This is a genomic window from Bradyrhizobium yuanmingense (genome assembly GCF_029167105.1).
Lineage (GTDB): Bacteria > Pseudomonadota > Alphaproteobacteria > Rhizobiales > Xanthobacteraceae > Bradyrhizobium > Bradyrhizobium yuanmingense_A.
On sequence record NZ_JARFML010000011.1, the window covers coordinates 209,210 to 223,684 of the forward strand.

13 protein-coding genes are annotated in these 14,475 nt (G+C 64.8%); 10 read left to right on the forward strand and 3 right to left on the reverse strand.

The features are described 5' to 3' along the window. Positions 1-7: 7 nt before the first annotated feature. Positions 8-802, reverse strand: a complete 795-nt coding sequence (locus tag P0R31_RS16965) for an enoyl-CoA hydratase/isomerase family protein (protein WP_275515004.1) — start codon at positions 800-802, stop codon at positions 8-10. Positions 803-1,029: 227 nt separating this feature from the next. Between P0R31_RS16965 and P0R31_RS16970 the strand changes: the two genes are divergently transcribed. Next, positions 1,030-2,247 (forward strand): NAD(P)/FAD-dependent oxidoreductase, encoded by a 1,218-nt coding sequence (locus P0R31_RS16970; RefSeq protein ID WP_275515005.1) that lies wholly within the window; start codon positions 1,030-1,032, stop codon positions 2,245-2,247. A gap of 164 nt (positions 2,248-2,411) precedes the next feature. Here P0R31_RS16970 and P0R31_RS16975 read toward each other — a convergent pair whose 3' ends face one another. Together P0R31_RS16975 and P0R31_RS16980 are read right to left on the reverse strand one after the other, a co-directional pair. Then, on the reverse strand, positions 2,412-3,317 hold the full coding sequence (locus tag P0R31_RS16975) for a ribokinase (RefSeq protein WP_275515006.1): 906 nt from the start codon (positions 3,315-3,317) through the stop codon (positions 2,412-2,414). Between the two features lie 6 nt (positions 3,318-3,323). Then, positions 3,324-4,217 carry a sugar kinase gene (locus P0R31_RS16980; protein WP_036043087.1) on the reverse strand — a complete coding sequence of 298 codons (894 nt, stop codon included), beginning with the start codon at positions 4,215-4,217 and terminating at the stop codon, positions 3,324-3,326. A 211-nt stretch (positions 4,218-4,428) separates the two neighbouring features. Here P0R31_RS16980 and P0R31_RS16985 point away from each other — a divergent pair, with 211 nt between their 5' ends. The 9 genes from P0R31_RS16985 (at position 4,429) to P0R31_RS17025 (ending at position 14,062) form a co-directional block, all read left to right on the forward strand. Next, positions 4,429-5,277, forward strand: a complete 849-nt coding sequence (locus tag P0R31_RS16985) for a VOC family protein (protein WP_275515007.1) — start codon at positions 4,429-4,431, stop codon at positions 5,275-5,277. Between the two features lie 118 nt (positions 5,278-5,395). Next, on the forward strand, positions 5,396-6,103 hold the full coding sequence (locus P0R31_RS16990) for a TetR/AcrR family transcriptional regulator (protein WP_275515008.1): 708 nt from the start codon (positions 5,396-5,398) through the stop codon (positions 6,101-6,103). Between the two features lie 329 nt (positions 6,104-6,432). Then, complete coding sequence (locus tag P0R31_RS16995; RefSeq protein WP_128263494.1) at positions 6,433-7,242, forward strand: ABC transporter permease; 810 nt, start codon at positions 6,433-6,435, stop codon at positions 7,240-7,242. Between the two features lie 54 nt (positions 7,243-7,296). Further along, complete coding sequence (locus P0R31_RS17000) at positions 7,297-8,289, forward strand: ABC transporter substrate-binding protein (protein ID WP_275515009.1); 993 nt, start codon at positions 7,297-7,299, stop codon at positions 8,287-8,289. A 14-nt stretch (positions 8,290-8,303) separates the two neighbouring features. Then, complete coding sequence (locus P0R31_RS17005) at positions 8,304-9,134, forward strand: ABC transporter ATP-binding protein (RefSeq protein ID WP_275515047.1); 831 nt, start codon at positions 8,304-8,306, stop codon at positions 9,132-9,134. Between the two features lie 202 nt (positions 9,135-9,336). Further along, complete coding sequence (locus P0R31_RS17010; RefSeq protein WP_275515010.1) at positions 9,337-10,734, forward strand: hypothetical protein; 1,398 nt, start codon at positions 9,337-9,339, stop codon at positions 10,732-10,734. Continuing rightward, a complete protein-coding gene (locus P0R31_RS17015; protein ID WP_275515011.1) occupies positions 10,731-11,882 on the forward strand; it encodes a Gfo/Idh/MocA family protein in 1,152 nt (383 codons plus the stop codon). The genes P0R31_RS17010 and P0R31_RS17015 overlap by 4 nt, the downstream gene beginning before the upstream one ends. Before the next feature lie 126 nt (positions 11,883-12,008). Continuing rightward, complete coding sequence (locus tag P0R31_RS17020; RefSeq protein WP_275515012.1) at positions 12,009-13,199, forward strand: dihydrodipicolinate synthase family protein; 1,191 nt, start codon at positions 12,009-12,011, stop codon at positions 13,197-13,199. Beyond that, the gene (locus P0R31_RS17025) at positions 13,199-14,062 is read left to right on the forward strand and encodes a sugar phosphate isomerase/epimerase family protein (protein WP_275515013.1); all 864 of its coding nucleotides are present in this window, start codon (positions 13,199-13,201) and stop codon (positions 14,060-14,062) included. The genes P0R31_RS17020 and P0R31_RS17025 overlap by 1 nt, the downstream gene beginning before the upstream one ends. Positions 14,063-14,475: the final 413 nt, after the last annotated feature.

The window sequence follows — 14,475 nt, forward strand, 5'->3', positions numbered from 1 at the left end:
CGCCTCGCTACTTGCTCTTGCTCGTGAACTTCTTCACGGCGGTGCGGAATTCTTCCGTGTTCATCGCCATGATGATCTTGTGCTCCTCGGCGTCTAACTGTTGCTTCACCGGCGTGGTCGCGGCCTGGTAGACCAGCTGCTTGGTGCCGGCGATCGCTGCCGGTGGGTTCTGCGCGAGACGTTCGGCAAGTTTTCGCGTCGCAGCCTTCAGCTCGGCGGCGGGAACGGTCTTGGCGACGAGCCCCCATTCATGGGCCTGCTGGGCGGTAAAATTGTCCTCGGCGAGAAGAATCTGCAGCGCGCGGCGCGATCCCACCGTGCCGACGATGCCGACGGTCGAGCCGCCGTCCGGCGACACGCCGATCTTGGCATAGGCCGGCGTGAACTTGGCGTCATCCGCGGCGATGCAGAGGTCGGTGACGAAGGCGAGGCCCATGCCGGCGCCGGCCGCCGAGCCGTGCACGCTCGACAGCGAGATCTTCGGCATGCGCCTGATGATCTCGATGAAGGCGTGATAGTGCTTCAATAGCTCGCCGACCACGGGCGTCACCGTGCCGGCTTCGGCGGCGGCGCCGATCGTCTGCAGATCACCGCCGGCGCAGAACGCGCGGCCTTCACCTTCGAGCACGACGACGCGGATGTCGTCGGCGCCTTCGAGATAGGCCGCGAGCTGCTCGAGCTTCTGCGCAATCGCAAGGTCGATCGCATTGAACGCGGCAGGGCGGTTCAGCGTGATGGTCGCGATTGGGCCGTCGATCCCCAGCAGGGCGGGATCGTCGGGCTTTGAGACGGGAGCGGTCATCTGGATTTCTCCGGCAGGAGGTCGAGGCTCGAACTAAATCGCAGAAGGGCAGGGGTGACAATCCCCGAACCGCCGCTCTTGCGCCGGGCGGAACGATAGGCTCAAATGGAGCCGCTTTCGCCAAGGGACGGACACGAGCGCCGGCTCCTCGCAAGGCCAGCAACCAAAATCAGCGAGAGAGGAGGCGGCATGGGTCACGCTCGTGTCTTCCGGAAATGGGCTGTCCGATGACCGGCCCGGTGATCATCGTCGGTGCCGGCCATGGCGGCTACCAGATCGCGGCGTCGCTGCGCCAGGCCGGCTTTGCCGAGCGCATCTGCCTGATCAATGACGAGCCGCATCTGCCCTATCAGCGGCCGCCGCTGTCCAAGGCCTACATCAAGGGCTCCGCGGGTCCGGAGAGCCTGATGTTCCGGCCTGAGAAGTTTTACCAGGACCAGACCATCGAGCTGATCGCGGGCCGCGCCGCCTCGATCGACCGCTCCGCGCGTAAGGTGCATCTCGCATCCGGTGAGACGCTGGACTATTGGCACCTCGTGCTGGCGACCGGCGCGCGCAATCGCCTGCTCGATCTACCCAATGCCAATCTGCCCGACGTGAAATACTTGCGCATCCTCGACGACAGCGAGGCGCTGCGCGCGATCATGCCGTCGAAGACGCGCGCCGTGATCATCGGCGCCGGCTTCATCGGCCTCGAATTCGCCGCGACCGCCCGCATCAAGGGCCTCGAGGTCGACGTGCTCGAGCTCGCCCCGCGCGTGATGGCGCGGGCGGTGACGGCGGAGGTCTCCGAATATTTTCAGGCGCGCCACCGCGAGGCCGGCATCCGTATCCATCTCGGTGTGCAGGCGACCTCGATCGAAGCCGAGGCCGGCAAGGTCACCGGCGTGTCCTTGAGCGACGGGCGGCATCTGCCGGCCGACCTCGTCGTGGTCGGCGTCGGTGTGCTGCCGAACATCGAACTCGCGGCCGAGGCAGGGCTGCCGGTTGCCGCCGGCATCATCGTCGATGAATATCTGTCGACGGCTGATCCGAACATTTCGGCCATCGGCGATTGCGCGCTGTTCGCAAGCCCGCGCTTCGGCGGATCGCTGCGGCTGGAATCGGTGCAGAACGCCACCGATCAGGCCCGCTGCCTCGCGGCAAAGCTGACCGGGGATAAGAAACCGTACGACAGCCATCCCTGGTTCTGGAGCGATCAGGGCGACGACAAGCTCCAGATCGCGGGGCTGACGACTGGCTACGACCGCGTCGTGCTGCGCGGCGATCCCGCCAAGAAGGCGTTCTCGGCGTTCTGCTATCACGGCGACAAGCTGCTCGGCATCGAGTCCATCAACCGCGCCGGCGATCACATGTTCGGCCGGAGATTGCAGGCCATGGACCGCACCATCACGCCGGAGCAGGCCGCCGACGAAAGCTTCGACCTCAAGAGTGCGCTGGCGTGATCCCTGTTCTCCCTCTCCCCGTTCTTACGGCGAGCGGGTCGGGGTGAGGGACTTTCTCCGCAGGATGTGATAGTCACGAGACCTGTACCCCCTCACCCGGATTGCATCTGCGATGCAATCCGACCTCTCCCCGCAAGCGGGGCGAGGTGAAGAGAGCGCACCGTCTACAGCACCGCCGCCGCGTCCGCCGCCGTCGGCATCGATGGCCCGGCGCCCATCCGCTGCACGCTGATCGAGGCGGCGGCGTTGGCGAAGACGAGGGCGGTGCGCAAGGCTGCGCCCTCGGCCAGTTGCGCGGCCAGCGCGCCGACGAAACAATCGCCGGCGCCTGTGGTGTCGACCGCTGTCACCGCGCGCCCCTGCACGGCCATCTCCTCGCGTCCGGCGAGCGCGAGCACGCCGCGCTTGCCGAGCGTGACGCAGATGGTCTGGTCCTCGCGCGCCTGAAGTTTTCGCGCGACATCGGTGATGCGGGCGGCCGCGTCGCTCTCGGAGAGCTCTACGCCTGCGAGAAAGCCGAGCTCGGTCTCGTTCAAGACGAGGATGTCGACCAGCGCCAGCAGCTCGACCGGCATCTTCTGCGCCGGTGCCGGGTTCAGCACCGTCACCGCCCCCGCCGCGCGGGCGCGGTGGAAGAAGGCATCGATCGTCGGCAGCGGAATTTCGAACTGGCTGACGGCGACGTCACCCTTCAGCAGCGGCACGACGCTGACGTCGTCAGCGCCGACCAGCCCGTTGGCCCCGGGAACGACGATGGTGTTGTCGGCCTCGGCCACCGTGATGATGGCCGTCCCGGTGTGCGCCTCGGCCGTCTCCACGATATAGCCGAGATCGATGCCCTGCCCGCCGAGAAAGGCCTTCAGCTCGGCGCCGAACGAGTCCCGGCCCAGCCGTCCGATCAGCGTGGTCCGCGCCCCTAACCGCGAGGCGGCCACCGCCTGGTTCGCGCCCTTGCCGCCCGGGAAATACAGCACCTGGCGGCCGGCGACGGTCTCGCCGATTCGTGGATGGCGATCGGCCGTGGCCACCACATCCATGTTGATGCTGCCGGCGACGAAGACGCGCCCCATCTCTTTCTAGACCCTGACCTCGAACTCGTGCCTGACCTTGGCGATGTCGACCAGCGTCGGCAAGCCGGCCTCGTTGCCGAGGCGCTGGATCTTGAAGGTGGACGCGGCGCGGGCAAAGTCGAAATGCTCGCGCCAGCTTTTGCCGGGATGGGCGAGGTAGGAATAGACATAGGCGCCGTGGAAGACGTCGCCGGCGCCGTTGGTGTCGATCACGCGCTCGCGCGGAATCGGCATCGCCGGCATCACCTGCACCGTCCCGGTTTCGTCGTACCAGAACAGGCCCTTCTCGCCCATGGTGACGCCGCCGATCTTGCAGCCGCGGCCCTTGAGGTAGTCGAGCATCTTCTCCGGCGTCAGATCCATCTGCTCGCACAGGCGCTCGGCGACGATGGCGACGTCGATGAATTCCAGCAGCTCATGGGTGTTGGTGCGCAGGCCGCCGCCGTCGAGCGAGGTCAGGATGCCGGCCTCGCGGCACACCTTGGCGTAGTGGATGGCGGCATCCGGCTGGTGGCCGTCGACATGCAGCGCGCGGCAGCCGCCGAGATTGAGCATCGGAAAGGGGTGGATGTGCTCGTCGTCGCGGCAGCGGACGATGGCGCGCTTGCCGTCCTTGGGCATGATGAAGGAGAGCGAGGACTGGTTGACCTTGCGCCCATGCAGCGAGATGCCGTACTTCGCGCACATGTCCTGGAACATGCGCCCCAGCCAGTCATTGGCTGCGGTCGCGATCAGGTCCGGCACGATGCCGAGCTTGGCGCAGCAGAACGCCGCCGTCACCGCATTGCCGCCGAAGGAGACCGCGTAGTCACGCGCCACGTGCTTCTCGTCGCCGGTCGGCATGTGGTCGGTGATGAAGACGACGTCGATATAGGTCTGTCCGATGAAGAGAGCCTGCATTGCTTGTCCGTGATGCGCTTGTGGTCCCGGCCGGCGGATTACTCTAGCACCGGTTCCGCTCCGGAGGGACGCTGAAATTATTCGCAAAACTGCCGCCCGAAGCGCTTGAGGTCAGCATCTTGGGGGAATACGACCATCACTGGCCAATGCCAAGCCCGGACAAACGCCGTCTTTCGCTCCCGGGGTTCCCCGTCCATCAAAAGGGTGCAAAATGATCACCGGCCTCGATCACGTCGTCGTTCTGGTGAGCGATATCGGTGTGGCCAGGGCGGCCTATCAGACGCTGCTCGCCCGCGCGCCGGCCTGGCAGAATTCGGGCGAGGGCGCCGACCGGGTGCTGTTCACCCTCGACAACATGACCGTCGAGCTGATGGCCCCTCACGGCTTCAGCGTCACCGCCGACCGCATGCGCGCACTGCTCGGCGACCAGGAAGGCATCCTCGCCAGCCTGTGCTTTCGTGTCGCCGACATCGGCAAGATGCACCGGCGGCTGGAGCGGGTGGCCCTGAGGCCCGACCCGGTCGCCGAGGTCGAGAGCAGCGACGCCGCCACCGACGCCGTGCTGCACTGGAAGCGCACGCGGGCCGCGACGGAGCTGACGCGCGGCGTGCGCATGTTCTTCCTGGAGCTGGCCGACGAGCGTCCGAAGTCCGCCGTGACCGACATCGCGCCGATCGAGGGGCTCGACCACGTCGTCGTCACCACGGAGGATTCCGAGCGCGCCGCCGCGCTCTACGGCGCCCGGCTCGGCCTTGATCTCGCGCTCGACCGCTCGCACCAGGACTGGGGCCAGCTGATGTTCTTCCGCTGCGGCGACCTCATCGTCGAGGTGGTGCGCCGCCCGGTCGCGGGCGGCGATGCCGCGCATGACCGGCTCTGGGGCCTGAGCTGGCGGGTCGGCGACATAGACGCCACCCGCGCCCGCCTGATCGCGAGCGGACTCGACGTCTCAGAGGTCCGCACCGGCCGCAAGCCGGGGACGCGCATCATGACCGTCCGCAACGGCACCTGCGGAATCCAGACCGTGCTGCTGGAGCGTTCGCCGAAGCCGGCGGAGTGATTCTGTCATTCCGGGGCGATGCGTAGCATCGAACCCGGGCGCCCCGGAATGACGAAACGTTCTCAAACGCTCCCCCGCGTGCTACACGCGTACCGAGAGCACCCAGCGAGCACCCGGTTTGGCGAAGGCAAAGCGAACTCTGAAATGGCAGCGCGACCCCGAGGGGATGCGGCTGCGCATTCTCGAAGCCGCCAAGCAGGAGTTTTCCGCCCATGGCCTTGCCGGCGCGCGCGTCGACCGCATCGCGGCCAAGGCCGGCGCCAACAAGCGCATGCTCTACTATCACGTCGGCAACAAGGACGAGCTCTATCTCGCCGTGCTCGAAGGCGCCTATGACAAGATCCGCAGCGAGGAGCGGGGGCTCGACCTCGAGCATCTCGATCCCCCCGAGGCGATCCGCCGCCTGATCGAGTTCACCTGGAACTACTTCCTGCGCAATCCCGAATTCCTCTCGCTGCTGCAGACCGAGAACCTCGCGCGCGCCAAGCACCTGAAGAAATCGACCAAGGTCAAGTCGATGCACTCGCCCTTCGTCGAGATGATCCGCACCGTGGTGCGCCGCGGCGTCGATAGCGGCGATTTCCAGGTCGCGGTCGATCCGGTGCAGCTCTACATCTCCATCGCGGCGCTCAGCTTCTTCTATCTCTCCAATTCGGCAACGCTCAGCGTGATTTTCGGCCGCGATCTCCTGGACAACAAGGCCAAGGACGAGCGGCTGGCGCACATGATCGGCCTCGTGCTGGCGGCGCTGACGGGCCAATCCGCGGCGCTGTTTGAGGTCGCCAAGGCGCCGAAGTCGCGGGCTGCGGCGGTGCAGACGGTGTAGCCCGTGGCCATGATGGGGCGCCTTGCTCCGTCATTGCGAGCGCAGCGAAGCAATCCAGAATCTTTCCGCGGCGGCAGCCTGGATTGCTTCGCTGCGCTCGCAATGACGACGTGGAGGCGGGCGTGCACCTCACTCCGCTCTCGTGCCCCCGGACGCAGCGCGGCACCGCTTCGCGTTGCAGCGCGTCCGGGACACGGCAGGCGATAGTCCCGTTCCCGAAGCTCCCGGATCCGGCTGGAGGCACAAAACGTCACAGGGAAAGCTCTGGACAGTATTTATCCAACGGGTTAATTTCTCCCCATAGCGAAGAAGACTGCCGGGAGTGAAAATTGGCCGAGCCCAAGCCGCAAAACGCTGTTTCCAAGCTGCTGAATGCAGCCTGGGTTCGGCCGTTCTTGTTCCTGGTCTTCATCGTCGTCGCCTGGGATCTCGCGATCCGGCTGTTCAGAATCCCCGCGTATCAAATCCCGGCGCCGCTCGATGTCGTCGCCGTGCTGCGCACCGAATGGCCGGAACTGCTGCGCCAGTCCTGGCCGACCACCTATGCCACCGTCTGCGGCTTCCTGCTGTCGGCGCTGTTCGGCATTCCCGTCGCGATGCTGATCGCGGGCTCGAAGACGGTGGAGAGCTATATCTATCCGCTGCTGGTGTTCTCGCAATCTGTGCCGAAGATCGCGATCGCACCGCTGTTCGTGGTCTGGTTCGGCTTCGGCATCATTCCCAAGGTGATCTCGGCGTTCCTGCTCGGCTTCTTCCCGGTGGTGGTCTCCGCGGTACAAGGCTTCAAGTCGGTCGATCCCGACATGGTCGATCTCGCTCGTGCCATGCAGGGCAGCCGCCTGCAGGTGTTTCGCGCGGTGAACCTGCCGCATGCGCTGCCGGCGATCTTCTCCGGCCTCAAAGTCTCGGTGACGCTGGCCGTGGTCGGCGCGGTGGTCGGCGAGTTCGTCGGCTCCAATTCCGGCATCGGCTACGTGATGCAACGCTCGATCGGCACCTTCGACCTGCCGACGATGTTTGCAGCGCTCGTGATCCTGGCGCTGCTCGGCGTGGTCCTGTTCTGGATCGTCGACCGGATCGAGAAGCTGGTCATTCCCTGGCATGTCAGCCAGCGCGAAGACGTGATTTTCGCTTCGTAACCAAAGAACGAACGGCCACCAACGGCCGACGCAACAACGACAGGGAGAGTGACGATGAGGAAGTGGATTGGAGCTGCATCCGTGGCACTGATGGCGTTCGCAGCCATGCCGGCGCAGGCAGCCGACAAGGTCGTGCTGATGCTGAACTGGTACGTCTATGGCGAGCACGCGCCGTTCTATTACGGCAAGGCCAAGGGCATCTACGCGGCCGAAGGCATCGAGCTCGAGATCCAGGAAGGCCGCGGCTCGGCTGCAACCACGCAGGCCGTCGCCGCCAAGACCGCGGACTTCGGCTATGTCGACGTCCCCACCATGATGCGCGCCGCGATCAAGGGCGCGCCCGTGGTTGCGACCGGCGTGCTGCTGCAGACCTCCCCGATGTCCGCGATGGGCTTCGCCGAGAAGAACATCAGGAAGCCCGAGGACATCAAGGGCAAGACGGTGGCGATCACGCCGGCCGACTCCATGACCCAGATCTGGCCGCTGTTCCTGAAGAAGACCGGCCTGAAGGAGAGCGACTTCAAGACGGTCGCCGGCGACGGCCAGACCAAGCTCAACGCCGTCATCAACGGCCAGGCCGATCTCCTGCTCGGCTACGTCATGGACCAGTCGATGAAGATCAAGGACGCCACCGGCAAGGAGGTCTATCCGATCAAGTTCGCCGACTACGGCATCAACATGGTGTCCTCGGGTGTCATCGCCAACACCGACTATGTGAAGGCAAATGCCGATCTCGTCCGCCGCTTCATGTCGGCGACGACGAAAGCGGTCGAGGCCGCCGAGAAGGAGCCGAAGGCCGCGGCGCAATCGATCCTCGATGCCAACCCCAAGGGCGGCAAGATCGACACGCTGACGCAGGGTTTTGAGCTGACCATCCCGCTCTACCGGACCGCGGAGACCAAGGGCAAGCGGCCGTTCCAGGTCACTGACCAGAACATGACCGAGACCGTCAATCTGCTGGTCGAATATGGCGGCCTCGATGCCAAGGCCAAGGAGAACCCGAAGGCTTTCTACACCAGCGATTACCTGCCGAAGAGCGGCTCGTGAAACCTGCGACTGTCATGAGTGAAACCGCGCAGCCGGCCGCTCATCTGAGACTGGTGAGCGACCGGGCTGCCGGCGATGCGTCGGGCATCAAGCTGTCGGGCGTGTCGAAGATCTACCGGACGCGCGACGGCGACGTGCCGTCGTTGCGGCCGCTCGACTTTCACATCAACGACGGCGAGTTCTTCGTCGTGGTCGGCCCAAGCGGCTGCGGCAAGTCCACGCTGCTCAAATTGATCTCGGGCCTGCTGGCGCCGACCACGGGCGAGATCCTGGTCGAGGGCCAGAAGGTGACGACGCCGCATGGCAATGTCGGCATCGTGTTCCAGAACGCGCTGCTGCTGCCCTGGCGCAACATCCTGGGCAATGTGATGCTGCCGATCGACATGAAGCGCCTGCCGCGGCAGGAATATCTCGACCGCGCCAAGTCGCTGCTGAAGCTGGTCGGCCTCGAAGGCTTCGAGAAGAAGCTGCCCTGGCAGCTCTCCGGCGGCATGCAGCAGCGCGCCTCGATCTGCCGCGCGCTGGTGCACGACCCGAAGATCATGCTGATGGACGAGCCGTTCGGCGCGCTCGATGCGCTGACGCGCGAGCGCATGAATGTCGAATTGATGCGGATCCAGCGCGAGACGAAGAAGACCGTGCTCCTGATCACGCATTCGATTCCGGAAGCCGTGTTCCTCGCCGACCGCGTGCTGGTCATGACCGAGCGCCCCGGCGCGATCGCCGCGATCTACGACGTCCCGCTGCCGCGCCCGCGCTCGCTCGATGCGATGGCCGATCCGGTGTTTACGGAGCTCGTGCAGCGCATCCGCAAGCATTTCTTCTCGCAGGGTGCATTGGATTAGGGCATGCGATTGGTTTGGGCTGCAACCGCGACGACGGTGCGCTCCCTCCCCCGCTTGCGGGGGAGGGTTGGGGAGAGGGTGTCTCCGCTGGCAAGACTCCCCAAGAGGAGAAAACCCTCACCCGGCACTTCGTGCCGACCTCTCCCGCAAGCGGGAGAGGTGCACCGCCGCCTTGGCCAAATGTTCGGGACCAACTAACACCATGTCCCCCCGCCTGAAGCTGCGAGACATCGCCTTCTTCGAACGTCCCGTGCAGTTCGCGCGGCCGTTCCGCTTTGGTGCGATCACGATCAATGCGACACCGCAGCTGTTCGTGCGGGTGGAGATCGAGGTGGAGGGCAGGGGAACGGCGGTCGGTGCCAGTGCCGAATTGCTGGTGCCGAAATGGTTCGACAAGCGGCCGGAGCTGTCGCCGGCGCAGACGGTGGACGAGTTGCGCCGTTCGCTTCAGATCGCGCGCCAGCTCTATCTGGTGGAGACAGGTTTTCGGCCGGCGTTCGGTCTGCATGCCTCGTGCATCAGTGCCCAAATCAGGGCATGTGCGAACGAGAACATTCCGCCACTTGCGGCGGGCTATGGTCCGGCGGAAATTGACAAAGCGATCCTCGACGCGCTGCTGCGCGCAGTCGGCACCAGCTTCTTCGACGGAATGTCCGGCAACATCGCAGGGATCGATGGGCGCATGTCGCTCGACCTGACTAGTGCCGACATCGCGGCATTTCTGAAAGCGTGCAGCCCCTTGCCGCGCGTCGCCATCAGGCACACCGTCGGCCTCGATGACCAAATCGAGGGCGAGGGTGGCATTGCCGACGCAGGCGAAAATGCCGGCGCTCGCTACTTCAAGCTCAAGCTGTCGGGCAATCCGGAAGCAGACGCGTCGCGATTGACGCGCATCGGCAAGGAGCTCGGCACGCTCGGATACGACTACAGCGTCTCGCTCGACGCCAATGAACAATACGCCGATCTTGTAGCCCTGCGCACACTGATCGATCGGCTTGATCGCGACGCGACGCTAGGCCCAATCGCGACCCGGCTTCTCTACATCGAGCAACCCATGCCGCGCGACATCACGTGGCAGACTGCGCTCGGAGCGCTTGCCGAGCGGGCTTTCATTATCGACGAGGCCGATGATTCCTATGATGCTTTCTTAAAGATGAGGCCTCTCGGCTATCGCGGCATCTCCTCGAAATCCTGCAAGGGTCTCTACAAATCGATCCTCAACGCGACCCGCGCTGCAAAATGGACGACGGGTGCCGAGACATTCTTCGTCACCGGCGAGGATCTCACCTGCCAGGCCGGCCTTGCCGTGCAGCAGGACCTCGCCCTCGGGGCCTTCATCGGCGTCACCCACGCCGAGCGCAACGGCCATCACTACGTCGACGGCTTTGGCGAGACGCCTCTCGCCGAAGCTGCGGCCTTTGCCGCTGCGCATCCGGATCTCTATGCCGACACCGGGCAGGGCATCCGCCTTTCCATTCACGACGGCGATCTCCTGACGGGATCGCTCAACACAGCGGGCTTTGCGACGTCAGTCCATCCGGACTGGTCGGCGCTGCGTCCGCTCGAACAGCCGACATCACTTCAGGAGTATCCGGCATGACCACCCAACGCCTCGGCCTCATCATGAACGGCGTCACCGGCCGCATGGGGCTCAACCAGCATCTGATCCGTTCGATCGTCGCCATCCGCGACCAGGGCGGCGTCCGCCTGAAGAACGGGGACCGCGTCATGCCCGATCCAATCCTGGTCGGCCGCAATGCCGAGAAGGTCGAGGCGCTCGCCAAGCGCTACAACATCACGCGTTGGACCACCGATCTCGATGCCGCGCTCGCCGACAAGAACGACACCATGTTCTTCGATGCCGCGACCACGCAGGCGCGTCCCGGCCTGCTGACCCAGGCCATCAACGCCGGCAAGCATGTCTATTGCGAGAAGCCGATCGCGACCAATTTCGAGGAGGCGGTCGAGGTCGTGAAGCTCGCCAATGCCAAGGGCGTCAAGCACGGCACCGTGCAGGACAAGCTGTTCCTGCCGGGCCTGAAGAAGATCGCCTTCCTCCGTGACTCCGGCTTTTTCGGCCGCATCCTCTCGGTGCGCGGCGAGTTCGGCTATTGGGTATTCGAAGGCGGCTGGCAGGAAGCGCAGCGGCCCTCCTGGAACTACCGCAGCGAAGATGGCGGCGGCATCATCCTCGACATGGTCTGCCATTGGCGCTACGTGCTCGACAACCTCTTCGGCAACGTCCAGAGCGTCAGCTGCATCGGCAGCACCGACATTCCTGAGCGCTATGACGAGCAGGCCCAGAAGTACAAGGCGACCGCGGACGATTCCGCCTACGCCACGTTCCAGCTGGAGGGTGGCATCATCGCCCACATCAACATGTCCTGGGTCACGCGCGTCTACCGCGACGACCTCGTCACCTTCCAGGTCGACGGCACGCTCGGCTCGGCGGTCGCGGGCCTCTCCGACTGCATGATCCAGGCGCGGCAGGCGACCCCGCGGCCGGTATGGAACCCCGACGAGAAGCGGCTGCACGATTTCTACGGCGACTGGCAGAAGCTGCCGGATAACGTCTCCTATGACAACGGCTTCAAGGAACAGTGGGAGATGTTCATCCGACACGTCTACGAGGATGCTCCCTACAAGTTCACCCTGCTCGAAGGCGCCAAGGGCGTGCAGCTCGCCGAATGCGCGCTGAAGAGCTGGAAGGAGCGGCGCTGGATCGACGTCGCACCCATCAAGGTTTGAGGTCAGTCGGATAATCCCGATGTCTACTGAGCCGTCATTGCGAGCGAAGCGAAGCAATCCAGAATCTTTCCGCGGAGGCAGTCTGGATTGCTTCGCTTCGCTCGCAATGACGGAGAGAGGACCAAAATGAACAAGCCTGTCCAACCATTGTCATCCCTGTCGCTGAAGCTCCCCAAGCCCGATCGCTCGATCGAGACCTATCGGTTAGCTGCCTCGCGCACGTTCCCCGCAAAGCTCGAAGGGCCGCTGAACCGCATCGCGTTCTCGGCCGTGCACACCGTCGCCGATCCCCTCGCCGACAACGATCCCTGGCTGTCAGCTGCGGTCGACTGGGACAGGACCATCGCCTTCCGCGAGCACGTCTGGGACCTCGGTCTCGGCGTTGCCGAAGCCATGGACACTGCGCAGCGCGGCATGGGGCTGGACTGGCCGACCTCGCGGGAGCTGATCACGCGCTCGGTCGCCGCCGCCAAGCGGCGCAACGCGCTGGTGTTCTCGGGCGCCGGCACGGATCATCTCGCGGTGGAGGACGCGAGGAGCCTCGACGACGTCATCCGTGCCTATGAGGAGCAGATCTCGGCGGTCGAGAAGGTCGGCGGCCGCATCATCCTGATGGCCTCGCGCGCCCTCGCAAAACTCGGTCGCAACGCCGACGATTACGCCAAAGTCTATGACCGCATGCTCTCGCAGGTCCGTGAACCCGTCATCATTCACTGGCTCGGCGACATGTTCGATCCGGCGCTGGCGGGATATTGGGGCACTGGGGATCTCGAGAAGGCGATGGATACTGCGGTCGCCATCATCAACGGCAACGCCGCCAAGGTCGACGGCGTCAAGGTCTCGCTGCTCGACAAGCAGCGCGAGATCGATATGCGCCGGCGCCTCGACCAGCGCATCAAGATGTATACCGGCGACGATTTCAACTACGCGGAGCTGATCGCCGGCGACAGCGAAGGCTTTTCGCACGCGCTGCTCGGCATCTTCGATGCCATCGCGCCGGCGGCATCCTACGCGCTGTCGCGGCTGGCCTCGGGCGACGAAGCGGGCTTTCACGACGTGCTGGGCCCGACGGTGCCGCTGTCACGCCACATCTTCAAGGCGCCGACGCGGTTCTACAAGACCGGTGTCGTGTTCATGGCCTACCTCAACGGTCACCAGGATCACTTCACTATGGTCGGGGGTCAGGAGAGCACCCGCTCCACGCTGCATCTGGCCGAGCTGTTCCGTCTCGCCGACAAGGCCGGTCTGCTCGCCAACCCCGAACTCGCGACGCAGCGGATGAAGACCGTGCTGGCCTCGCATGGACTTGAATCCTGATGCGCGATTTCTCGTCCGACCATCGCTGGCTGTCGCTGAACACGGCGACGGTCCGCAAGCAGGGGGATCTCATCGAGATCATCGACGCCTGCGCACGTCACGGCATCCGCGCCATCGATCCCTGGCGCGACCAGGTCGCGAACGTCGGGCTCGACCGCGCCGCGCGCGCGGTGCGCGAGGCCGGCCTCGAGCTATCAGGCTATTGCCGCGGCGGCATGTTCACCTCGGATGCCGCGCGCCGGGGCGAGATGCGCGACGATAACAGGCGCTGCGTCGATGAAGCCAAGGCGCTGGGCGCGCCCTGCATCGTCCTCGTCGTCGGCGGCCTGCCGCAATATTCGCGGCCGGGCAGTGAGGCTTCGAAGGATCTGGTGGCAGCGCGCGGACAGGTCGAGGAAGCGCTCGCCGACATGCTCGACTACGCCAAGCAGGCTAAGCTGCCGCTGGCGATCGAGCCGCTGCATCCGGCCTATGCGGCCGACCGCGCCTGCGTGAACACGACCAAGCAGGCGCTCGACATCTGCGACCGGCTCGACCCCGGCCGCACCGGCATGCTCGGCGTTGCGCTCGACGTCTATCACATCTGGTGGGACCCGGAACTGATGGACCAGATCGCACGCGCCGGCCGGGATCGCCTGCTCGCGTTCCACGTCTGCGACTGGCTGGTGCCGACCAAGGACATTCTCAACGACCGCGGCATGATGGGCGACGGCGTCATCGACATCAAATCGGTGCGCCAGGCCGTCGAAGCCCAGGGCTTTGCCGGCTATTCCGAAATCGAGATTTTCTCCAACGATTGGTGGGGCAAGCCGATGGACGAGGTGCTGCGCACTTGCATCGCGCGGCACAGGACGGTGGTGTAGTTGCCTCGAGTGTCTCGTGAAAAGTCAGACGATTGCGCTATCATCGATTTCACCCGTCGAATCCCGGACTATCACTCGTCAATTCGATCTGCGAAACTCTGTAGACACAAATGCGCTTGCGACCAAGCAGGCGCGGAGGGAGGTTCGCAGTGGAGAAAGTGCGACGCTTGCGTGCGATGAGCTCATTGTGCCGTCAACAGGCCGCCTACAACAGCATGAACAAATGGAAGCTGCTCGCAGAAGCAGAATACTGGGATCATCTGGCAGACCTCGAGCTGTCTTCCCATTTCCAACAATGCAACGCCATTGTCTCGGATGAGGGTAGAGCGGTCCCAAGCGATCACAGACGCGAAGTCTGAGCAGAAGACGATTCCGCCGCGTGAGGACAGAAAGGCCGTGTACTCATAAAGGTC